General features: G+C 60.2%; 18 protein-coding genes. 15 read left to right on the plus strand and 3 right to left on the minus strand.

What is annotated here, in order from left to right; all coding sequences use genetic code 11:
* Window positions 1-98 precede the first annotated feature (98 nt).
* Complete coding sequence (locus ACYQ8E_RS17420; protein WP_066726515.1) at window positions 99-524, minus strand: hypothetical protein; 426 nt, start codon at window positions 522-524, stop codon at window positions 99-101.
* Between the two features lie 192 nt (window positions 525-716).
* Here ACYQ8E_RS17420 and ACYQ8E_RS17425 point away from each other — a divergent pair, with 192 nt between their 5' ends.
* From ACYQ8E_RS17425 to hypF, 14 genes are all read left to right on the plus strand, one after another.
* Window positions 717-1,157: a DUF4019 domain-containing protein gene (locus ACYQ8E_RS17425; protein ID WP_066726517.1), complete on the plus strand. Its 441-nt coding sequence runs from the start codon at window positions 717-719 to the stop codon at window positions 1,155-1,157.
* 89 nt (window positions 1,158-1,246) lie between these two features.
* The gene (locus tag ACYQ8E_RS17430) at window positions 1,247-2,995 is read left to right on the plus strand and encodes a sigma-54 interaction domain-containing protein (RefSeq protein ID WP_066726519.1); all 1,749 of its coding nucleotides are present in this window, start codon (window positions 1,247-1,249) and stop codon (window positions 2,993-2,995) included.
* A 334-nt stretch (window positions 2,996-3,329) separates the two neighbouring features.
* The gene (locus tag ACYQ8E_RS17435) at window positions 3,330-4,646 is read left to right on the plus strand and encodes an ABC transporter substrate-binding protein (RefSeq protein WP_066726522.1); all 1,317 of its coding nucleotides are present in this window, start codon (window positions 3,330-3,332) and stop codon (window positions 4,644-4,646) included.
* Window positions 4,647-4,712: 66 nt separating this feature from the next.
* Window positions 4,713-5,609 (plus strand): branched-chain amino acid ABC transporter permease, encoded by an 897-nt coding sequence (locus tag ACYQ8E_RS17440; protein ID WP_066726526.1) that lies wholly within the window; start codon window positions 4,713-4,715, stop codon window positions 5,607-5,609.
* On the plus strand, window positions 5,609-6,556 hold the full coding sequence (locus tag ACYQ8E_RS17445) for a branched-chain amino acid ABC transporter permease (RefSeq protein ID WP_066726527.1): 948 nt from the start codon (window positions 5,609-5,611) through the stop codon (window positions 6,554-6,556). Before ACYQ8E_RS17440 ends, ACYQ8E_RS17445 begins: the two co-directional genes overlap by 1 nt.
* Complete coding sequence (locus ACYQ8E_RS17450; RefSeq protein ID WP_066726530.1) at window positions 6,553-7,335, plus strand: ABC transporter ATP-binding protein; 783 nt, start codon at window positions 6,553-6,555, stop codon at window positions 7,333-7,335. The genes ACYQ8E_RS17445 and ACYQ8E_RS17450 overlap by 4 nt, the downstream gene beginning before the upstream one ends.
* Window positions 7,328-7,981 carry an ABC transporter ATP-binding protein gene (locus ACYQ8E_RS17455; protein WP_066726532.1) on the plus strand — a complete coding sequence of 218 codons (654 nt, stop codon included), beginning with the start codon at window positions 7,328-7,330 and terminating at the stop codon, window positions 7,979-7,981. Before ACYQ8E_RS17450 ends, ACYQ8E_RS17455 begins: the two co-directional genes overlap by 8 nt.
* A gap of 50 nt (window positions 7,982-8,031) precedes the next feature.
* Window positions 8,032-9,186 (plus strand): iron-containing alcohol dehydrogenase, encoded by a 1,155-nt coding sequence (locus ACYQ8E_RS17460; protein WP_459859760.1) that lies wholly within the window; start codon window positions 8,032-8,034, stop codon window positions 9,184-9,186.
* 64 nt (window positions 9,187-9,250) lie between these two features.
* Window positions 9,251-10,723: an NADP-dependent succinate-semialdehyde dehydrogenase gene (gene gabD / locus ACYQ8E_RS17465; RefSeq protein ID WP_066726538.1), complete on the plus strand. Its 1,473-nt coding sequence runs from the start codon at window positions 9,251-9,253 to the stop codon at window positions 10,721-10,723.
* Window positions 10,724-10,881: 158 nt separating this feature from the next.
* Complete coding sequence (locus tag ACYQ8E_RS17470) at window positions 10,882-11,085, plus strand: 2-hydroxymuconate tautomerase family protein (protein WP_066726540.1); 204 nt, start codon at window positions 10,882-10,884, stop codon at window positions 11,083-11,085.
* A gap of 36 nt (window positions 11,086-11,121) precedes the next feature.
* Entirely contained in the window at window positions 11,122-11,553 is a 432-nt protein-coding gene (locus tag ACYQ8E_RS17475; RefSeq protein WP_066726541.1) for an acyl-CoA thioesterase, read from the plus strand.
* A 244-nt stretch (window positions 11,554-11,797) separates the two neighbouring features.
* Window positions 11,798-13,183 carry a sigma-54-dependent transcriptional regulator gene (locus tag ACYQ8E_RS17480; RefSeq protein ID WP_066729734.1) on the plus strand — a complete coding sequence of 462 codons (1,386 nt, stop codon included), beginning with the start codon at window positions 11,798-11,800 and terminating at the stop codon, window positions 13,181-13,183.
* Window positions 13,184-13,528: 345 nt separating this feature from the next.
* Window positions 13,529-15,277, plus strand: coding sequence for an SLC13 family permease (locus tag ACYQ8E_RS17485; RefSeq protein ID WP_459859759.1), 1,749 nt, complete (start codon window positions 13,529-13,531; stop codon window positions 15,275-15,277).
* 192 nt (window positions 15,278-15,469) lie between these two features.
* Window positions 15,470-17,746: a carbamoyltransferase HypF gene (hypF, locus tag ACYQ8E_RS17490; protein WP_066726543.1), complete on the plus strand. Its 2,277-nt coding sequence runs from the start codon at window positions 15,470-15,472 to the stop codon at window positions 17,744-17,746.
* Here the strand turns inward: hypF and ACYQ8E_RS17495 are convergent.
* Complete coding sequence (locus ACYQ8E_RS17495) at window positions 17,646-18,053, minus strand: hypothetical protein (protein WP_157471835.1); 408 nt, start codon at window positions 18,051-18,053, stop codon at window positions 17,646-17,648. The genes hypF and ACYQ8E_RS17495 overlap by 101 nt on opposite strands.
* On the minus strand, window positions 18,050-18,268 hold the full coding sequence (locus ACYQ8E_RS17500) for a hypothetical protein (protein ID WP_066726545.1): 219 nt from the start codon (window positions 18,266-18,268) through the stop codon (window positions 18,050-18,052). Before ACYQ8E_RS17500 ends, ACYQ8E_RS17495 begins: the two co-directional genes overlap by 4 nt.
* Window positions 18,269-18,639: 371 nt before the next feature.
* Here ACYQ8E_RS17500 and ACYQ8E_RS17505 point away from each other — a divergent pair, with 371 nt between their 5' ends.
* Complete coding sequence (locus tag ACYQ8E_RS17505) at window positions 18,640-19,209, plus strand: toxin-antitoxin system YwqK family antitoxin (protein WP_066726547.1); 570 nt, start codon at window positions 18,640-18,642, stop codon at window positions 19,207-19,209.
* Window positions 19,210-19,256 lie beyond the last annotated feature (47 nt).

Here is a 19,256-nt window from a genome sequence, read left to right on the forward strand (position 1 = left end):
GGGGCAGAATCAAGAGGCCGCCGGTCCGGAATGCTCCGGGCGGGCGGCCTGTTTCGTTCTTGGGGGGAAGGAAACGGGGCGCTGCTGGGCGGGCAGGGCTAGCGGCGGCTCCCTTTCTGCTTTTTCAGTTTGCGCTCCTCGGTGGCCGGTTCCTGCCGGCGCCCGGCCAGGGTTTTGATCGCGTACCAGTTGAGCCAGAGGACGCCGGCGACACCGAGGGCGCCGACATACTCGAGGTTGCTCTTGACGCCGGTCTGGAACAGGTCGAGGAGAAAGACGCCGTAGAAGCAGAGGGCGATCAGCTTGTTGGCCCACAGCGCCCAGCCGCCGCTCAGGCGCCAGACCGCGCTGAGGATGTAGATGTTGCCGAGGCCGTAGCCGATGGCGACGTAGCCGAAGACCCGGTCCCACTGGGGCACGCCGCTGGCGTTGAGCAGGCCGAGGGCATAGTAGACGAAGATGAAGGAGGTGACGGCGCTGAAGAGGGCCAGCCCCTTTTCGAAGGTCGTATTCGCTTTGCTCATCAGTTGGCCTCGGTCTCGGGTCAGGGCGTGGCGCCCGGGGATCGGACGGTGCCACAGTTTAGCAACCCGGTTGCCGTCGGTTCAAGCCGAATCATCCATTTATCTGCCCTTCTTCCCCCTTGCCTGATGCGGCGATCCCTTTTATAGTAGGCATTCCTATCCCTTATCCTCTCTCGCTCCCGGAGGTTGCTCGTGCTTTCCAGCAAGTATCGTATCCATGCCATGCTGATCCTGGTCGCCCTGGTGATCATCTTTTTTCCACAGTTCAGCGAGCGCCCCCCCAAGGAAAAGGCGGCGGCAGCGCGGACGGCGGCAGCGGCCTTCCTGCAGCAGGTCGACCAGGACGCCTTCGCCGCGAGCTGGCAGAACGCCGCCAGCCTGCTGAAAGAGAAGGTCACCGAGGCAGAGTGGGTCGACAAGCTCAACAAGATCCGCTCGATCGCCGGCCCGATGGTGACGCGGACCGAGGACTCGATCTCCTACAGCACCACGGCCAAGGAGAGCCCGGACGGGGAATATATCCTCCTCACCTACGACACCACCTACAAAGCCCGGGGGAAGGCCAGCGAGATCGTCACCGTGATGCTCGACAAGGACGGAACCTGGCGGGTTGCCGGCTACTTCGTCAAGTAAAGCGCTAAACCGGTTTATTCGCCTTCCGTAACGCTGAGTATAGAGTTTCCGGCACCCTCCAGGTTTTTACGGTCGAATCAAGGATACCGATGGCAGCCAGTGAACTGCAATTTCTGATGGACCTGCAGGGGCCGATGGCCGCGATCATCAATGCCAGTCACAATGGCATTATGATCCTGGACGACCGGGGCATCGTCACTTGCTATAACTTGGCTGCGTCCCGGATTTTCAACGAACCGACGGAGACGATTGTCGGCCAGCATTTTTCCCGGGTTCGACCCGAGGCCTGGCCCGACCTGAAACGCGTATTGGAGACGGGCGAGCCCCAGTTGGGCCGCAAAATCACTCTTCCCCAGGCGACGATCATCGTCAATCGCAGTCCAATCGTCCTTGCTGGAAAGATTGTTGGTGCGTTGTCGATCTTCCAGGATATCTCCGCATACGAATCCATCATCTCCAAGTTACAGGGGTATCAAACCCTGCACCGCGAGTTGGAAGCCATTTTCGAGTCTTCCGAGGATGGTCTCTATATCGCCGATGGCAAGGCGGTTACTATCCGCGTCAACAGCGCTTACGAACGAATCACCGGCCTTTCCCGGGCCAATCTGCTTGGTAGAAACATGCAAACCCTGGTCTCCGAGCAGGTCTTTGACTGTTCGGCGACGCTCGAAGTTCTGGCGAAACGCCGCCAGGTCAATATGCTCCAGCATATCCGCGGGGGCAAACAGGTGATGGTGACCGGGACACCGATCTTCAACGATGACGACGACATCGTCCTGATTGTGACCAACGTTCGGGACATCACCGAGCTGAATCATCTGCGGGCCGAACTCGATGACAGCCGGCTGCTCAGCAACCGCTACTACCAGTCGATTTTGGAACAGGAAGAGCTTGGGCAGATGCTCAAGGATATGGTGGTCAAGAGCAAGTCGATGGTTCAGGTGGTTCACCGGGCAGTTAAGGTAGCAGCTTCTGACATCTCGGTCCTCCTCAGTGGTGAATCGGGTACCGGGAAGACCATGCTGGCCAAGGCGATTCACCAGATGAGCCGGCGCAAGGATCGCCCCTTCGTGAAGATCAACTGCGGAACCATCCCGGAATCACTGATCGAAAGCGAGCTTTTCGGCTATGAGAAAGGGGCATTTACCGGGGCCCGTGGCGAGGGGAAGGCCGGCTTAATCGAGGCTGCCCATAGCGGAACCCTCTTCCTCGATGAAATTGGCGAACTTAAGCCGGATCTGCAGGTCAAGTTGCTGGAGGTGATCGAGGAGCGGACGTTTACCCGCGTCGGCGGCACCAAGCCGGTGACAGTTGATGTCAGGATCATTGCCGCGACGCACCGCGACCTTCCGGAGATGATGAAGAATCACCAGTTTCGGGAAGATCTTTTCTACCGACTCAATGTGGTTCCCATCGAGATTCCGCCGCTGCGTGCCCGGCGGGAGGATGTCCCCCCGCTGGTCCAGAAGTTTCTCGAAGAATTCAATAAGAAAAACGCCACCAACAAACGCTTGACACCGACCGTTCTCAACACCCTGCAGAGCTTCTCCTACCCGGGGAATGTCCGCCAGTTGCTCAACATTCTCGAGCAGATGGCGGTCATGTCCGAGAATGAAACGATTGGAGCGGAAGACCTGCCGCTCGAACTCGACTCCGGAATTTCGACCGACGCAGGCGGCGGTTTGCCCTTGAGTCTGAAGGATGCCCTGGACCGGCTGGAAAAGCAAATGATCCAGGAAGCCCTGAAGAATGCTCCCACTGAAATGGCAGCGGCCCGGGCTCTCGATATTCATACCACCACCCTGTGGCGCAAGGCGAGTAAGCACGGCTTGAAGTAGCATTGCATATTTGCAATGACCTTTTCATTCCCGCAATAATCCCTCCCTAGCATCCCGATAAATAAGGCCAAATCCCCACCGACACTCCCGCCTTATTCTGTGGGCTATTGCATGTTTGCAATAGTCATTTTCGCGTCAGTCAAAAAAAATATAGTTTTATATGTAAAAACAAGATGTTGCAATATTTCGAATTGGTGGCACGCTCATTGCTAAAACATTGATTGATTATTTTCAGGGGGCTCTCACCAAGGATTCGCCCCTGGCATTGTGCGAGGACCGATGCCGGCAATTTCGCCACCAACGGCCGCGCGCCCCAGTTCTCATGGAGGAAAACATGGTACAGCGAACTCACAGTGGTAAACGTCTCCTGTCTCGTTTGGCAAGCTTGCTTCTGCTTCCTGTCCTGTTCATCGGCCTTCCCGCCGCAGCGGATGCAGAAGAGGGGAGCTTCAATCTCGGGCTGGTCACCTTCCTTTCCGGCGGAGCCGCAGGGCCCTTTGGAGTGCCGGCGCGCAATGCCGCTGAACTGGTGATCGAGGCGATCAACAATGGCACTCTGCCAGCTCCCTACAACAGCAAAGGAGTCGCTGGCCTGCCGATCGACCCGACCATCATCGACGAGGCCGGTGGTGGTACCAAGCAGGTCGGAGAGTTCCGCAACCTGGTGCAGCGCAAGAATGTCGATGCGGTCATTGGTTACATCTCCAGCGGCGATTGCCTGGCGATCGCGCCAGTTGCCGAGGAACTCGGCGCCTTAACCATCTTTTTTGATTGTGGTACCCCGCGGGTTTTCGAAGAGAACGCCTACAAGTATGTCTTCCGTACCGGTCCCACCTCGACGATGGACAATGTGGCTGCCGCCCGTTACGTTCTCGATCTCAAACCCGATCTCAAGTCGGTGGCTGGTATTAACCAGAATTACGCCTGGGGCCAGGACTCCTGGAATGACTTCAAGGGCGCGCTGGAGGTTCTGAAGCTGGGCGTTGAAATCAAGACCGAGCAATTCCCGAAGATCTATGCCGGGCAGTACGGTTCGGAAATTTCCGCCCTGATGGTCAGCCATCCCCAATTCATCCATTCAAGTTTCTGGGGCGGTGATATGGAAGGGCTGGTTTTGCAGGGTGCCGCTCGTGGCCTGTTTGAAGATCACACTGGAGTCTTTACCTGTGGAGAAACGGCAATGTATCGTCTCTCTGACCAGATTGCCGAAGGGACAGTACTCGGCGGGCGTGGACCGTTCGGGGTTTTCGCTCCGAGCAATGCCCTTAATGACTGGTTTCGTACCAACTACATCGCCCGCTTCGGTACCCCACCAACCTATCCCTCCTACAAGATGGCCCAGGCCTTACTTGGGTTGAAAACCGCTGCCGACAAGGCATCTGCCGGCAAACCAGGCAAGCCGAACAAGGACCAGATTGCCGCCGCCCTGACCAATCTCGAATTCGAGGCACCGAGCGGAACGGTACGCATGGCGCTTGGCAACGGGCATCAGGCGGTTCAGGAGATGGTCTATGGCCAGTACACCAAGAAGAGTGGCAAGCCCGAAGTCTACAACGTCAAGCGGTACCCGGCCGAATGTGTCAACCCGCCTGAAGGGGTGACCAGTGCTGAATGGATTAAAACTTCGCTGAAAGCGACTCCCTGCAAATAACCCGCAGTCACCTGGAGGCGGGGGGCCGCCCGCCTCCAGGATCAAACTTCCGAGCGAGTCTTATCCATGGACACACTGCTAGTCATACTCATTGACGGTCTGGTCTACTCCTCCTGGCTTTTTATTGTCGCTGCCGGCCTGACCCTGGTTTACGGGGTCATGAAGATTTTAAACATGGCTCATGGCAGCCTCTACGCCATTGGTGCCTATACGGCAGCCTCGCTGGTCGGCTGGTACTTCAATGGCGGCCATCCCCCCTGGGGGAGCTTCGCCCTCTTTATCGGTGGCGCGGTTCTCGCCGGGATGCTGACCGGTCTGGTCGTCGAACGGGGGCTGCTGCGCTGGATGTACGGGCGCGACGAGGTCGTGATGATCCTGGTGACCTATGGTGTGCTGCTGATCCTCGAGGATGTCACCAAACTTTTCTGGGGAGTGGATGCCTATTTTGCCTATCAGCCCTACAGCCTGCTTGGCAGAATCCGCCTCAGCGGGATCTCTTTCGCTACCTATGACTTGATCCTGATCCTGGTCGCCGGTCTGGTCGGTCTGGCCCTCTGGTTCTCGCTCAACCGGACCCGGCAGGGGAAACTGTTACGGGCCGTCATTCACGATCGGGAGATCAGTCAGGCGATGGGCATCAATGTCAACCGGGTCTTCATTGTTACCTTTGTTATCGGTAGCGGTTTGGGAGCCCTCGCTGGGGGATTGACTGCGCCGGCTCTCTCGGTAGCGCCTGGAATCGGCATTGAAATCATTATTCTGGCCTTTGCGGTGGTTGTTATCGGTGGTCTTGGCAGTGTCGGCGGCGCAGCAATCGGCGCCCTGTTGGTCGGGCTTTGCCGAGCCCTGGCCGTGCATACTTTTCCACAATTCGAGTTGTTCGTTATCTACGGGGTTATGGCTGCGGTACTGGCCGTCCGCCCGCAGGGACTCTTTGTTGTTGCTGCTGCAAGGAAAATCTGATGCTGATTCCTGACAAGACCTCACGCAATCTATGGATCGCCCTGGCGGTCCTGCTGGTTCTGGCTGCCGTATTTCCCAACTGGCTCGGATTCATTACCACCGTTGCTCTGGCAAAGGGACTGGTCGTGCTCGGCCTGGTGCTTTTGATGCGCACCGGGCTGGTCTCCTTTGGCCAGGGCCTTTACTTCTGTCTCGGCGGCTATGTGGTCGGTATCGCCGGCAGCCGCTGGGCGATTACCGACGTCGCACTGCTGCTCGTTATTTCCGTGCTGGTGGCATTGTTGGTGAGCGCCTTGCTCGGATTGCTCCTCAGTCGCTATCGGGACATTTTTTTCGCCATGCTGACCATGGCTTTTTCGATGATTCTCTATGGAGTCCTGGTGAAAAGCGTAGCCCTCGGCAGCACCGATGGTTTCAATATCGAGCAGGCCAGCCTGTTCGGGTGGCACCCGGCGACCGAGAGTCTTGGCACCTGGGTCTATTTGCTGACGGTAATGCTGGCAATAGTCCTTCTGCAGATTATGCATCGCTATGTCCGCTCCCCCCTCGGTTACGCCGGGGAGGCGATCCGGGAGAATGAAATACGGGTTGAATATCTCGGCATGTCCCCCCGGCAGATCATCTATCTGAAATATGTAATTGCGGCGGTCCTGGCTGCCGTCGGCGGCGCCTTGACGGCCCTGGCCGCCGGGCATGTCGATCCGGAAATGGCTTTCTGGACAACTTCTGGCGAATTCGTCTTTATTGCCCTTCTTGGCGGCACCGCGCACGTGGCGGCACCGTTGATAGGGGCATTCATTTTTGAAATCATCCGTACCTTTGCTTTCGATCTTGCCCCCTATAGTTGGCAGATGATCCTTGGCGGGGTGTTGCTGATGATTATTTTCTTTCTGCCGAAGGGGCTCTGGTCGCTGCTGCCGGCACAAAAGTCGGGTAACCAATCATGACGGCGATTCTGGAAACCAGGGGATTGACAAAAAGCTTTGGTGCGGTGACCGCTGCCGCAAACATCAATGTGGTCATTCATGAGAGCGAAGTAGTAGGCGTCATTGGTTCGAACGGTGCGGGCAAGACGACTTTTATCAATATGGTGACTGGCTATCTGAAGCCGAGCGAAGGGGAGATTCTCTTTCGGGGTAAACGCATCAACGGCTGCTCCCCCAGGCAGGTGACGCGGACCGGGATCTGCCGGTCCTTTCAGGTTGCCCAGCTCTTCCCGGAGCTGACTGTGCTGGAAAATATGCTGATTGCCTGCCGGATGCTTTCTGGGAAACGGCTCGGCGGTTTTGCGCCGCTGAAAACGGAGGCCTCCCTGCAGTCCGCCCGGGCGGCCCTTGTCGATTATGGTATCGAGGAATACGCCGAGGCGGTTGTTGCAACCCTCCCCCAAGGGGTCCGGAAACTTCTCGATATCGCCATGGCGATGGTCGGTCGGCCGGCGCTGCTGCTGCTGGACGAACCGACCAGCGGGGTCGCCATTGATGAAAAATTCGGGCTCATGGACACCGTCATGAACGCCGTCGGCCGTTCCGGAGCGGCCAGCCTTTTTGTCGAGCATGATATGGAAATCATCAGCCGCTATGCGACCCGGGTGATTGCCTTTTATGACGGTCATGTGATTGCCGATGCGCCTACCGCTGAGGCGTTGGAGCATCCCGATGTCCGGGAATACATCATCGGTGCCGAACTTCATCGACAACCGGCGGAGAACCACCATCATGCTTAAAATCGACAAACTTAATGTCAATATCCAGAAAACCCCGATCCTTCGAGATGTGACCCTTCACCTCGGCGAGGGGAAACTGGCCGGGCTGATTGGTCGCAATGGGGCCGGCAAGACCACCCTGTTGCGCACCGCCATGGGACTGATGTCACCAGTCTCTGGTTCGATCTTCTGCGGTGGGCAAGACATGGCAAAAGTGCCGGCATACGTTCGGGTGAAAATGCACGTCGGGTACATGCCGGAAGACAGGCGGCTGATCCCGGAGTTGAGCGTTCAGGAGAACATTCTGGTTCCTGCCTGGTCAGGACGTTTGCCCGACAGCGCTGCACGACTCTCCTGGATTTACGAACTGATGCCCGAGGTCGCGGGATTCCGTTCCCGCAGGGCACTGCAATTGAGTGGCGGTCAGCAGAAACTGGTCGCCCTGGCCCGGGCGCTGATGTGTGGCACCCGACTGCTGCTCCTTGACGAGCCCTTTGAGGGGGTCGCTCCGGCCCTCTCGCGGCGCCTGGCTGAGGTTCTTCATACTCTCAAGACGGAAGGGTTGTCGGTTCTGCTGTCCGAGTCGGATTATTCGCACTCTGCCGGCCTGATCGACAAGCTCTATGTCATTGAACGGGGCCAGGTTGTCGAAAAAAAACTTTCCTGAATTTCTGCTGGCTGTCGGTTCGCGACTGCGACTGATCTGGAGATGACGCCATGAACAATTTCATTTTTCAAACTACCGCCACCATCATCAATGAGCCCGGGGTCACTTCCCGATTGGGGGAAATTGCCGCCAGCCTTGGCATGCACCGGGTACTGCTGGTCAGCGATCCCGGAATTGCCAAAATTGGGCTGCTGGAACTGGCGGAATCCGGGTTGCGCACCGGCGGTATGGAGGTAAGCGTGTTTGCCGAAGTACTGGCCGACCCCCCGGTCGATAACATCATGGCCGCCTTGAACCAGGCCAGGGAATTTAATGCCGACGGTGTAATCGGGTTCGGCGGCGGCAGCTCGATGGATGTCGCGAAGCTGATTGCTTTTTTGAGCAACTCGGAACAGGGTCTGGCCGAGATTTACGGGGTCGGAATCGCCCGGGGGAAACGGTTGCCACTGATCCTGGTGACAACGACCGCGGGGACTGGTTCGGAAGTGACGCCGATTGCCATTGTCACGACTGGAGAGAACGAAAAAAAAGGGGTGGTCTCTCCGCTTCTGCTCCCCGATATTGCCATCCTTGACGCTGAGCTGACCGTCGGACTTCCACCACGGGTCACTGCCATGACCGGAATCGATGCCATGGTACATGCCATCGAGGCCTATACGACCAGGGTTAAGAAGAACCCGATCTCGGATACCTTGGCGCGGCAGGGGCTCAAGCTGCTCTTCGAAAACATCCGGGCGGCAATCGCCAATGGGCATGACCTTGGGGCGCGCTCCAAGATGCTGGTCGGCGCCCTGCTTGCCGGGCAGGCCTTTGCCAATGCTCCGGTCGGCGCGGTTCACGCCCTTGCCTACCCGATTGGCGGGCAGTATCATGTCGCGCATGGGTTAAGCAATTCCCTGGTTCTGCCGCACGTGATGCGGTTTAACCTGCCGGTCGCCAGCAGGGAGTACGCGGAGCTGGCCCGGGAGCTGTTCAGTGATCTCGGCACCACCAGCGATCTGGCCGCAGGTGCCAGATTAATTGGTGCACTGGAGCAGTTGATGGTCGACGTCCAGTTGGAAACCCGGTTGAATCAGGTGGGAATTGGCAAAGAAGCACTGCCAGTGCTGGCCGAGGCCGCCATGCTGCAGACTCGACTTCTGGTCAATAACCCGCGAGACGTTGGATACGAGGATGCCCTGCAGATTTACCGGGATGCCTGGTAAGGAAGCGACCACTGGTCCGCAGTGGCAGGACGCTGGTACTCAGAATCTCTCACAAGGATGCGGTATGACATCGATTACGCTCAAAGAACAGGGGTTGTTCCGTCAGCAATGCTATATCGACGGCGAGTGGTTGGATGCAGACAATGGTGTCACGCTGGAGGTGACCAACCCGGCGACCAATGCCATTCTCGGCACCATCCCGAAAATGGGCGCCACCGAGACGCGGCGTGCTATTGAGGCGGCCCACCGTGCTCTCCCCGCTTGGCGGGCCAAGACCGCCCAGGAACGATCGAATATCCTGCGCAAATGGTATGAGTTGTTATTGCAGCACCAGGACGACCTGGCAGTGCTGATGACCGCCGAGCAGGGGAAGCCGCTGGCCGAATCAAGGGGCGAGATTGCTTACGCGGCCTCCTTTATCGAGTGGTTCGCCGAAGAAGGGAAGCGTGTCTACGGCGATGTCATCCCGCCGCACCAGGCCGACAAACGGATTGTAGTGCTGAAAGAACCGATCGGTGTCTGCGCCGCCATAACCCCCTGGAACTTTCCCTCGGCGATGATTACCCGCAAGGCTGGCCCGGCCCTGGCTGCCGGCTGTACCATGGTGGTCAAACCTGCTACCGCCACCCCCTACTCAGCGTTGGCCCTGGCTGAACTCGCCCGGCAGGCCGGTGTCCCGCGGGGGGTCTTCAGCGTGGTCACTGGCTCCTCGGCCGAAATCGGCGGCGAACTGACCGCCAATCCAATAGTGCGCAAGCTGACCTTCACCGGTTCCACCGAGGTTGGCAAACAGCTGATTGCGGCCTGCGCCGGTACGGTAAAGAAGGTCTCCATGGAACTGGGGGGCAACGCCCCCTTTATCGTCTTTGACGATGCCGATCTTGATGCCGCGGTGGAAGGTGCAATGGTGTCAAAATACCGCAACACAGGACAGACCTGCGTCTGCACCAACCGCTTCCTGGTTCAGGAGGGGGTCTACGACGCCTTTGCCGAAAAATTGGCGGCGGCGGTGCGGAGGATGACGGTTGGGGACGGGCTCAAAGGGGAAACCCAGCAGGGACCGCTGATCGATATGGGGGCACTGGAGACGGTAGAGAAGCACGTCGCTGATGCCGTCGCCAAGGGTGCCCGGGTGGTGACCGGCGGCAAGCGCCATGCCCTGGGTGGTAGTTTCTACGAGCCGACCGTGCTCGCCGAAGCCACCCCGGGGATGTTGATCGCCAAAGAGGAGACCTTCGGGCCGGTGGCGCCACTCTTTCGTTTTCAGACCGAAGAGGAAGCGATCCATATGGCGAATGACACCGAGTTTGGTCTTGCTTCGTATTTCTACAGCCGGGATATCGGGCGCATCTGGCGCGTTGCCGAAGCAGTTGAATACGGCATCGTCGGTGTCAACACCGGACTCATCTCTACCACCGTCGCTCCCTTTGGCGGGGTAAAGGAGTCGGGGACTGGCCGTGAGGGGTCAAAATATGGCATTGAGGATTTCCTCGAGATCAAGTACCTGTGCATGGGTGGAATCGGCAAGGTGAATTAGACGTAAGGCTTCTCTCTGCTAAAAGTGCTGGCCGGGGGATTTCCTTTGCTGCCGGCCAGGGCTCGCACTTTTGGCAAATTAACTCTAACCGGTCTGCCAAGAAGGTTGACTGCTATTCAGAATTGGCACATTAACCACGAAAAGTGGAGGACTTGCCGATGCCCTTCGTAAATATCAAAATCACCCAGGATGGTGCGACGGCTGAGCAGAAGGCCGAATTGATCCAAGGGGTTACGAAGCTCCTAGTCGATATTCTCGGAAAAAATCCTGCAACCACTGTCGTCGTTATCGAAGAGATTGCGACCGACAACTGGGGAATCGCCGGGGAGACTGTTACCGCAAGACGCTTGAAATGCCCCTAGTTCGCTTGGGCATACCCCCCCCCGGAGGACTCCAGCATGACCACAAAAAGCCCACAGCGCTCCGAATACAAAGCGTTTTTTCCCATTGCCACGCGCTGGATGGATAATGACCTGTTCGGGCATGTCAACAATGTCGTCTATTATTCGTACTTCGATACTGTGGTGAACCGATACCTGATTGAAAACGCAGGGTTCGATATTCACTCGGCCCAGGTCGTCGGTTATGTCGTCAATTCCGGGTGCAATTACCTTTCACCAGTGGGATACCCGGACGCTCTGGTTGCCGGGCTTCGTGTTGACCGGCTAGGAAACAGCTCGGTTCATTACGGGCTTGCCATATTTCGAGAGGATGAGGTGGCAGCCTCAGCCTATGGTCATTTTGTTCATGTCTTTGTCGATAGGCAAGTGAACCGTCCGGTTCCGTTGCCACCTGCCATCAGAGCAGCCCTCGAAAAAATTTCTATATGAGCGTTTGCACGGGGGGGCTGGTGGGAGATCTCTCCCACCGGCCGGCCTCGCCTCTCCCTCACAGCTTTGGTTTTCCCTTTTCGTTTCCCTCCATCCGTTCCACTCCCTGAATCTCACAGTATCTCCAAGGATGGTATTGTTGTGGCGGAGGTTCGCCATTTTCTCTCTTGTCGGGGTGAAGCGAGGCCCTGTATACTTCGATTTCTGCCGGTTTTCCGCCGGGGAAAAGTTTCTTGGAGCTTTTATGGAAAAAATTCTGATTGTCGACGACGAAGCCTTTATCCGCGAAAACCTGGAGCGGATCCTCGCCGAGGACGGCTACCGCCCGATCTCCACCGAGAGTGGCGAAGAGGCCCTGAAGCAGGTCGGCGAGGAGGAGATCGACCTGGTCCTGCTCGACCTCAACCTCGGCAGCAAGAGCGGGCTCGACGTCCTCAAGGCGCTGCGGGAGGTCGACCCGGAGGTGCTGGTGATCATCATCACCGGGTACGGCACCGTGGAGAGCGCCGTCGAGGCGCTGAAAATGGGGGCCTACGATTACATCAAGAAGCCCTTTAAGGCCGACGCCATCCGCCTCATCGTGCGTCTGGCGCTGGAGACCCAGAACCTGCGCCGCGAGGTGCGCCACTTAAAGCGGGGCGGACAGGAGAAAGGGCTCCCCGGGGCCGACATGGTCGGCGCCAGCGAGGCGCTGCTGCAGGTCTACCGCCAGGTGCGCGAGGTGGCCAAGCACGAGACGGCGACCGTCCTGATCAGCGGTGAGTCGGGGACCGGCAAGGAGCTCGTCGCCCGCGGCATCCACAACCTTTCGCCGCGCAAGGACCGCCCCTTCATCGAGATCAACTGTGGTTCGCTCCCTTTCAACCTGCTCGAGACCGAGCTCTTCGGCCACGAACGGGGGGCCTTTACCGACGCCAAGAGTCGCAAGCTCGGGCTTTTTGAAGAGGCGAACGGTGGGACCATCTTCCTCGACGAGATCGGCGAGATGGACATGAACCTGCAGGTCAAGCTGCTGCGGGTACTCGAGGATCGCAAGATCCGGCGCCTGGGCGGGGCGCGCAGTATCGATATCGACGTGCGGGTGGTCGCCGCCACCAACCGCAACCTGAAGAGAGCGATCGAGGAGAAGACCTTCCGCGAAGACCTCTACTACCGCCTCAATGTCTTCCCAATCCATGTCCCGCCGCTGCGGGAGCGGCGCGACGACATCCCGCCACTCCTCGACTATTTCCTCAAGCGTTTCAGCCGCGACTTCAACAAGCGCATCCGCGAGGTCTCCCGCGACGCCCTCGACCTGCTGCTGCGCTACCACTGGCCCGGCAACGTGCGCGAGTTGCGCAACGTGGTGGAGCGCATCTGCATCATGACCAACGAGGAGGTGATCCGCCCCGAGCTTCTGCCGGGGGAGATCTTCGGCAGCACCCCACAGAAAAGCTCGCCCTTTGCCTACGAGATTCCGCCGGAAGGGATTCTCCTCGAGGAGATGATCGGCGAGATCGAAAAGGAGCTGATCGGCAAGGCGCTGAAGATCACCGGCGGCAATATCGCCAAGACCGCACGCCTGCTCAACGTGCCCCGCGGGACGCTACGCTACAAGGTGGAAAAGTACGGCCTGGAGGGGAATAATTAGCATTCAACCCCTTCGTTGCTACACCGGTGGCGGTCCATTCCTGGCGGGGTGGGCCGCCATCGGTGTTTGCGGTAAAAGCATGATCCTCCGCCGGAATCGGCCGAAATTGGCCAGTCGACCCTCGGGCTGAGTGCATTCAAAGGGATGGATCGTGACCGAATTGGTCGATAACGGGATTTTGAATTTCCCGGATAACCGTTCGATAATGCGCCGCTGTCTGTCGCACTCGGATCACGGCGGATAATTTTCGTTGGCGGTTGGCACCGCCGTTGCTATTTCCGGAATGCGGTTTTAAAACTCTCCGACGGGTCTTCCCGCCGGGCAACCGGGAGGAGTGCAACGACGATGTTGATGACGATGTGGAACCGTCTCTGGTACTGGCACGACGAAACCAGGGGGCTGCTCCTCTTCAGCCCCCTGGCCCTGCTGAAGGGGATCGGGCGCAGGAATCTCCAGTTCAAGTCCCGGCAGGAAGGGCACGAAGAGGAGATCGACCAGGCCGACGAAATGGACGAAGCACCGGCGGAGCACATCCAGCGGATCAGTACCGGTCCCGGCGGGGTCCAGGAGGAAGAGCCGCGCGCCTACACCGGCCGCCAGAAAATCGGCCTCTGGCTTGGTCCGCTCCTCTTCCTGGCCATGCTGCTGCTGCCGACCCCGGCCGGAATGACTGTCGAGGGGCAACGCATGGCAGCGGTCGCCCTGCTGATGGCGACCTGGTGGATGTGCGAGTCGATGCCGATTCCGGCGACCAGCCTGCTGCCGATCGCGCTCTTCCAGCTGCTCGGCATCACCAGCACCCAGCAGGCGACCGCCCCCTACGCCAATCACCTGATCTTCCTCTTCATGGGCGGCTTCATTATTGCCCTGGCGATGCAGCGCTGGGAACTGCACCGGCGCATCGCCATGAATATCGTCAAGGTAGTCGGCTTTTCGCCGGGGCGGCTGATCTTCGGCTTCATGGCGGCGACCGCGGTCCTCTCCGCCTTCGTCTCCAACACCGCCACCGCGGTGATGATGATGCCGATCGGCCTGGCGATCATCAACCATGTCATCGAGGAGGGGAAGAAGGAAGGGCTCGACCGCGAGATCGATTTTTCGCCCGAGAAGTTCGCTTTTGGCCTCAACCTGATGCTCGGCATTGCCTACGCCGCCTCCATCGGCGGCGTCGCGACCCTGATCGGCACTCCCCCCAACACCGTTCTCGCCGGTTACCTGCAGAAGACCTACGGCTACGAGATCACCTTCGCCCGCTGGCTGCTGGTCGGTGTCCCGCTGGTGCTGATTCTCCTCCCGCTCTGCTGGTTGTGGCTGACCCGGGTCGCCAACCCGATGAAGCTGAAGAAGGTTCCCGGCGGCCGCGAGCTGATTGCTGCCGAGCTCAAGGCGATGGGAAGGATGGGCCCGGGTGAGCGCTGGACCGCCCTAATTTTTGGTCTGACCGCGCTGGCCTGGATTTTCCGCGGTCAGCTCAGCTTCCTCTTCCCCAATCCGAAGCTCGTTACCGACGCCGCCATTGGCATGACTGGTGCCCTGCTCCTCTTTTTGATCCCGGTGAACCTGAAAAAGAACCAGTTCGTCATGGACTGGCACTGGGCGGCAAAAATGCCCTGGGGGGTACTGATCCTCTTCGGGGGCGGCCTGGCGCTGGCCGGCGGCTTCAAGGAGACCCGGCTGGCGGAATGGATCGGCGGCCAGGTCAGCCTGTTGGAACATGCGCCGGTGCTGGTGCTGGTGATCGCGGTGACCACCCTGATCATCTTTCTCACCGAGCTGACCTCCAACACCGCCACCGCGGCGATGGTGATGCCGATCCTCTCGGCGGTCGCCATCGGCCTCGGCCAGAACCCGCTGCTGCTGGTCGTCCCGGCGGCGATTGCCGCCTCCTGCGCCTTCATGCTGCCGGTGGCGACGCCCCCCAACGCCATCGTCTTCGGCTCCGGCTACGTCACCATCCCGCAGATGGTCAAGAGCGGTTTCGGCCTGAATATCATCGGCGTCATCCTCACCGTGGCCCTGACCTATGCCCTGGTGATCCCGGTTTTTGACGTCGTCCTCGACTTACTGCCGGCCTGGGCGACCCTTCCCCGCTAGCCGGCGCCCGATTCCTCCTAGCGCCTGCTTCCCCGGCAGGCTTTTCGCCCCGTTCCGGCCTCCCCGGGAACGGGGCATTTTTTTCGTGGTTTTTTACCGGGAATCATTCTTCGCTGCCATCCTGTCCGCCGGTTACTGTCAACGTTGCCTTTTGCCGGCGGGAGGTGGTAAAAGAGGTGACCTGGAGGTGCCATGGAACGAGCAATGCAACGGCAGCGGATCACCATCGAGGGGATCGTCCAGGGGGTGGGGTTCCGCCCCTTTGTCTTTCAGATCGCCCGCAAGTGGGGGATCAGCGGCTGGGTCCGCAATGACAGCCGCGGCGTGACGGTAGAGGCGGAAGGCCCCCTGCCCAAGCTCGCCGGGTTTCTCTGGAGCCTGCGTTCGGATATTCCTCCTCTTGCCGCGATCAGCCGCTTCGAACTGGCGGAGATTCCCGCCACCGGGGAGCGCGGTTTCGCCATTCTCGCCAGCGCCGCTGGTGCCGACCTGGGGGCCCAGATTGCGCCGGACAGTACGGTCTGTCCCGACTGCCTCGCCGAGCTGCTCGACCCCGCCGACCGCCGCTACCGCTATCCCTTTATCAACTGCACCAACTGCGGACCGCGCTACAGCATCGTCACCGGCGTCCCCTACGATCGTCCCCGCACTACCATGGCCGCCTTCACCATGTGTCGCGACTGCCGCGCTGAGTACGACGATCCGGCCTCGCGGCGCTTCCACGCCCAGCCCAACGCCTGCCCGGAGTGCGGCCCCCGGCTGCAACTGCTCGATACTTCCGGGAACCGGCTGACGGGCGACCCGCTGGCGATGACGGTGGAGCTGCTGCGTGCCGGGCGGATCGTCGCTATCAAGGGGCTCGGCGGCTACCATCTCGCCGTCGATGCCGGTAACGACGGGGCGGTGGCCGCACTGCGCCGCCGCAAGGCGCGGGACGAAAAGCCCTTCGCCCTGATGTCGGCCAGCAGCAGCGCGGTGCTGGATTATGCCGAAGCGGACGATGCCGAGCTGCGGCTCCTCGCTGGACCGGAGCGGCCGATCGTCCTGCTGCGCCAGAAGCCGGGGCATGATATTGCCCCGCAGGTGGCGCCGCACAACCGCTACTTCGGGGTCATGCTCGCCTACACCCCGCTCCACCACCTGCTCCTCGCATCCTTCCCGGCGCTGGTGATGACGAGCGCCAACCGCAGCGACGAGCCGATCGTCTATCGTGACGGTGAAGCTGGCGAACGGCTCGAAACGATCGCCGATGCCATCCTCGGCCACGATCGGGAGATCGAGACCCGCTGCGATGATTCGATCGCCCGCATCATGGCCGGGCAGGCGGTGCTGCTGCGCCGCTCCCGGGGCTACGTGCCGCGCAGCATCTTTCTCCCACGGTCGCAGCCCCCTCTGCTCGCTCTCGGCGCCGAGCTGAAGAGTACGATCTGTCTCACCCAGGAGGATCGCGCCTTTCTCAGCCAGCATATCGGTGACCTGCAGCATGAGGAGGTGCAGGATTCCTTTGCCGCCACCATCGATCACCTGCAGCAGATGCTCGGGGTCACGCCGCAGCTCGTCGCCCACGACCTCCACCCGGACTACTGGTCGACGCGCTTCGCCGAGGCGCAACCGCTGCCGCGGCTGGCGGTGCAGCACCATCATGCCCATCTCGTCAGCTGCCTGGCCGAACATGGGGTCGAAGAGGAGACGATCGGGGTGATCTTTGACGGCATCGGTTACGGCAGCGATGGCCGTATCTGGGGCGGGGAGTTTCTGGTTGGCAATGCGGAGGGATTCCGCCGCGTCGGGCACTTTCGCGAGCTGGCGATGCCCGGCGGCGATGCGGCCACCCGCGAGCCGCTGCGGATGGCTCTCAGCCTCCTCTATCAGGCCTACGGCCGAGAACTGCCGGACCTGCCGCTGCTGAAGCGGATTCCTGCGGCTGAGTTACCCCTGTATCTGCAGATGATCGAGCAGGGACTCAACGCGCCGCTGACCTCGAGCTGCGGCCGCCTCTTCGATGGCGTCGCGGCGCTCGCCGGGATTCGCGACCGGGTCAGCTACGAGGGGCAGGCGGCGCTGGAACTGGAGATGGCTGCCGTTCCCGGCGCGGTCGAGGGGTATCCCTATGACGTGCGGGAAGAGGAGGGGAGGCTGATCTTCGATCCGGCTGCTCTGACCCGGGGGATCGTCGCCGATCTGCAGGCCGGGGTCGCGGCCGGAGTTATCAGCAGCCGCTTTCACACCACCCTCGCCTGGATGGTGGCGGAAGTCTGCGCCCTGCTCCGCAATGCCAGCGGCCTGGAACGGGTCGCCCTCTCCGGCGGGGTGTTCCAGAACCGGCTGCTGACCGAAACCCTCGTCCCCCTGTTGCGGCGAGCCGGCTTCAATGTTCTCTGCCATCGCCTGGTACCGCCCAACGACGGTGGTCTGGCCCTCGGCCAGGCGGTGATAGCCGGGGCGCACCTGCGTCGATTGGCCCCCTGAACAGGCCGCCGCCGGCGCTTGCACGAGAGCGGGAGGATGGCTCCGCGGTGGCGACGACCTGGCGACAGGCGTCGAGAAAGCTGCCGAGTTCCTGATAGGCGCACTCGTCATCGATGCCGGCCGCTTCGAGTTCGGCGACCCGGTCGACCACCAGGGCTTCGATGGCAGCGTAGAGGCGCCGGCGGGTAGGGGATGACCGGTCCGGCAGCAGGGCGGCGAGGTCGTTGAGCAGCGCCGGCAGCTGGCGCGAAGGTTCAGCGGCCGGGTCCGGCCAGGTCGGCGCGGCCAAGCGACAGTAGCGGCTCATCGCCGGCTCCGCCGGGCGTGACGGGCGTGCTGCACGGCCCGGCGCCGCAACTGGTACTGGAGAAAACAGCCGACCTGCACCAGCAGCGCCAGGCCGAGGAGCAGGCCGAGGCCGACGGCCCAGAAGCGATGGTCGGCGGAAAGGTTGCTGGCGGCCTCGACGGGACTGGCGGCCAGGAGCAGAAGCAGAAGCAAAAGCGGATTCAGGCGTTGCATGACGGTACCTCCTTAGAAGTCTGGTGCAGGGAAAAGCCCCTGCAGACGTCGTGGAGGCTAGACCTTCCCTCATCCGGCGGGTAGCGGAGTTTTCGCATGAACGATGACTCATCAAGGCGGCAGTCTCCTGTGGGTCGGCACAGCTGTGGCGCCGTATTTGCCAACGCCTGATCGATTTTTCCTTTGTCATTGCAAGGGATTTAAGTTAATAATAGAGACGCCTGGCCTGCTTTCCCAACCTCTGGCACCACCCCCCCTCCGGTGCCATTGGTCGATTGTAGGCCAGGCACTTTTCCTGCCGGAGAAGGTCTGATGGTGGGACCGGCGCCGAGGGGCGATGATAACGAGGTCACTGAAGGGGATCGACATCCATGAAATGGACGACGCGACTGCTGCTGGGAGGTCTCTGCCTGCTGCTGTTGGTTCTGCCGGACGTGGCAAGGGCGGCGAGCAAGGGCTATTATGAGAACGGCAACCTGAAGTGGGAATATATCTATTCCGGCGGTGAGTTGACCGAGGCCCGCTTTTACAATGAGGACGGGCAACTGAAGTCGGTCAATGTCTACCAGGGTGGCGAATTGACCGAGGCCCACGGCTACGAGCCGGGCGGCAAGCGCAAGTGGCAGACCCTCTACCAGGGTGGCAAGATGGTCACCGGTCGTGAGTACTACGACAGTGGTGAAATCGAAAAGGAATATGCCTACCAGGGGGACAAGGTCAACGGCAGCTACAAGAAGTTCGACAAGAGCGGCCAGTTGCGGGAGGAGTTCACCTACAAGGATGGCGTCCTCGATGGCCCGGGAAAAACCTGGTACGAAACCGGGGAACTGAAGAGCGAGTTCAATTATCGCAACGGCGAACTCGACGGCCCCTTCAAGCAGTATTTCGCCAATGGCAAGGTGCAGGGGGAGTTTCTCTACAAGAACGGCATCCTGCAGTAGCCGCTGGACGATAAGGCAAAACTTCCAACGACAGCGGGCCCGGTGCG

The organism is Desulfuromonas carbonis (genome assembly GCF_054658035.1).

What these genes read in the sequence shown, in the direction of transcription:
- ACYQ8E_RS17495 (WP_157471835.1), bottom strand. Translation starts at nt 18,053, where the DNA reads ATGAGCCGCTACTGTCGCTTGGCCGCGCCGACCTGGCCGGACCCGGCC.
- ACYQ8E_RS17450 (WP_066726530.1), top strand. Translation starts at nt 6,553, where the DNA reads ATGACGGCGATTCTGGAAACCAGGGGATTGACAAAAAGCTTTGGTGCG.
- ACYQ8E_RS17460 (WP_459859760.1), top strand. Translation starts at nt 8,032, where the DNA reads ATGAACAATTTCATTTTTCAAACTACCGCCACCATCATCAATGAGCCC.
- ACYQ8E_RS17445 (WP_066726527.1), top strand. Translation starts at nt 5,609, where the DNA reads ATGCTGATTCCTGACAAGACCTCACGCAATCTATGGATCGCCCTGGCG.
- ACYQ8E_RS17440 (WP_066726526.1), top strand. Translation starts at nt 4,713, where the DNA reads ATGGACACACTGCTAGTCATACTCATTGACGGTCTGGTCTACTCCTCC.
- ACYQ8E_RS17500 (WP_066726545.1), bottom strand. Translation starts at nt 18,268, where the DNA reads ATGCAACGCCTGAATCCGCTTTTGCTTCTGCTTCTGCTCCTGGCCGCC.
- ACYQ8E_RS17435 (WP_066726522.1), top strand. Translation starts at nt 3,330, where the DNA reads ATGGTACAGCGAACTCACAGTGGTAAACGTCTCCTGTCTCGTTTGGCA.
- ACYQ8E_RS17420 (WP_066726515.1), bottom strand. Translation starts at nt 524, where the DNA reads ATGAGCAAAGCGAATACGACCTTCGAAAAGGGGCTGGCCCTCTTCAGC.
- ACYQ8E_RS17455 (WP_066726532.1), top strand. Translation starts at nt 7,328, where the DNA reads ATGCTTAAAATCGACAAACTTAATGTCAATATCCAGAAAACCCCGATC.
- ACYQ8E_RS17485 (WP_459859759.1), top strand. Translation starts at nt 13,529, where the DNA reads ATGTTGATGACGATGTGGAACCGTCTCTGGTACTGGCACGACGAAACC.
- ACYQ8E_RS17430 (WP_066726519.1), top strand. Translation starts at nt 1,247, where the DNA reads ATGGCAGCCAGTGAACTGCAATTTCTGATGGACCTGCAGGGGCCGATG.
- hypF (WP_066726543.1), top strand. Translation starts at nt 15,470, where the DNA reads ATGGAACGAGCAATGCAACGGCAGCGGATCACCATCGAGGGGATCGTC.
- gabD (WP_066726538.1), top strand. Translation starts at nt 9,251, where the DNA reads ATGACATCGATTACGCTCAAAGAACAGGGGTTGTTCCGTCAGCAATGC.
- ACYQ8E_RS17480 (WP_066729734.1), top strand. Translation starts at nt 11,798, where the DNA reads ATGGAAAAAATTCTGATTGTCGACGACGAAGCCTTTATCCGCGAAAAC.
- ACYQ8E_RS17505 (WP_066726547.1), top strand. Translation starts at nt 18,640, where the DNA reads ATGAAATGGACGACGCGACTGCTGCTGGGAGGTCTCTGCCTGCTGCTG.
- ACYQ8E_RS17475 (WP_066726541.1), top strand. Translation starts at nt 11,122, where the DNA reads ATGACCACAAAAAGCCCACAGCGCTCCGAATACAAAGCGTTTTTTCCC.
- ACYQ8E_RS17470 (WP_066726540.1), top strand. Translation starts at nt 10,882, where the DNA reads ATGCCCTTCGTAAATATCAAAATCACCCAGGATGGTGCGACGGCTGAG.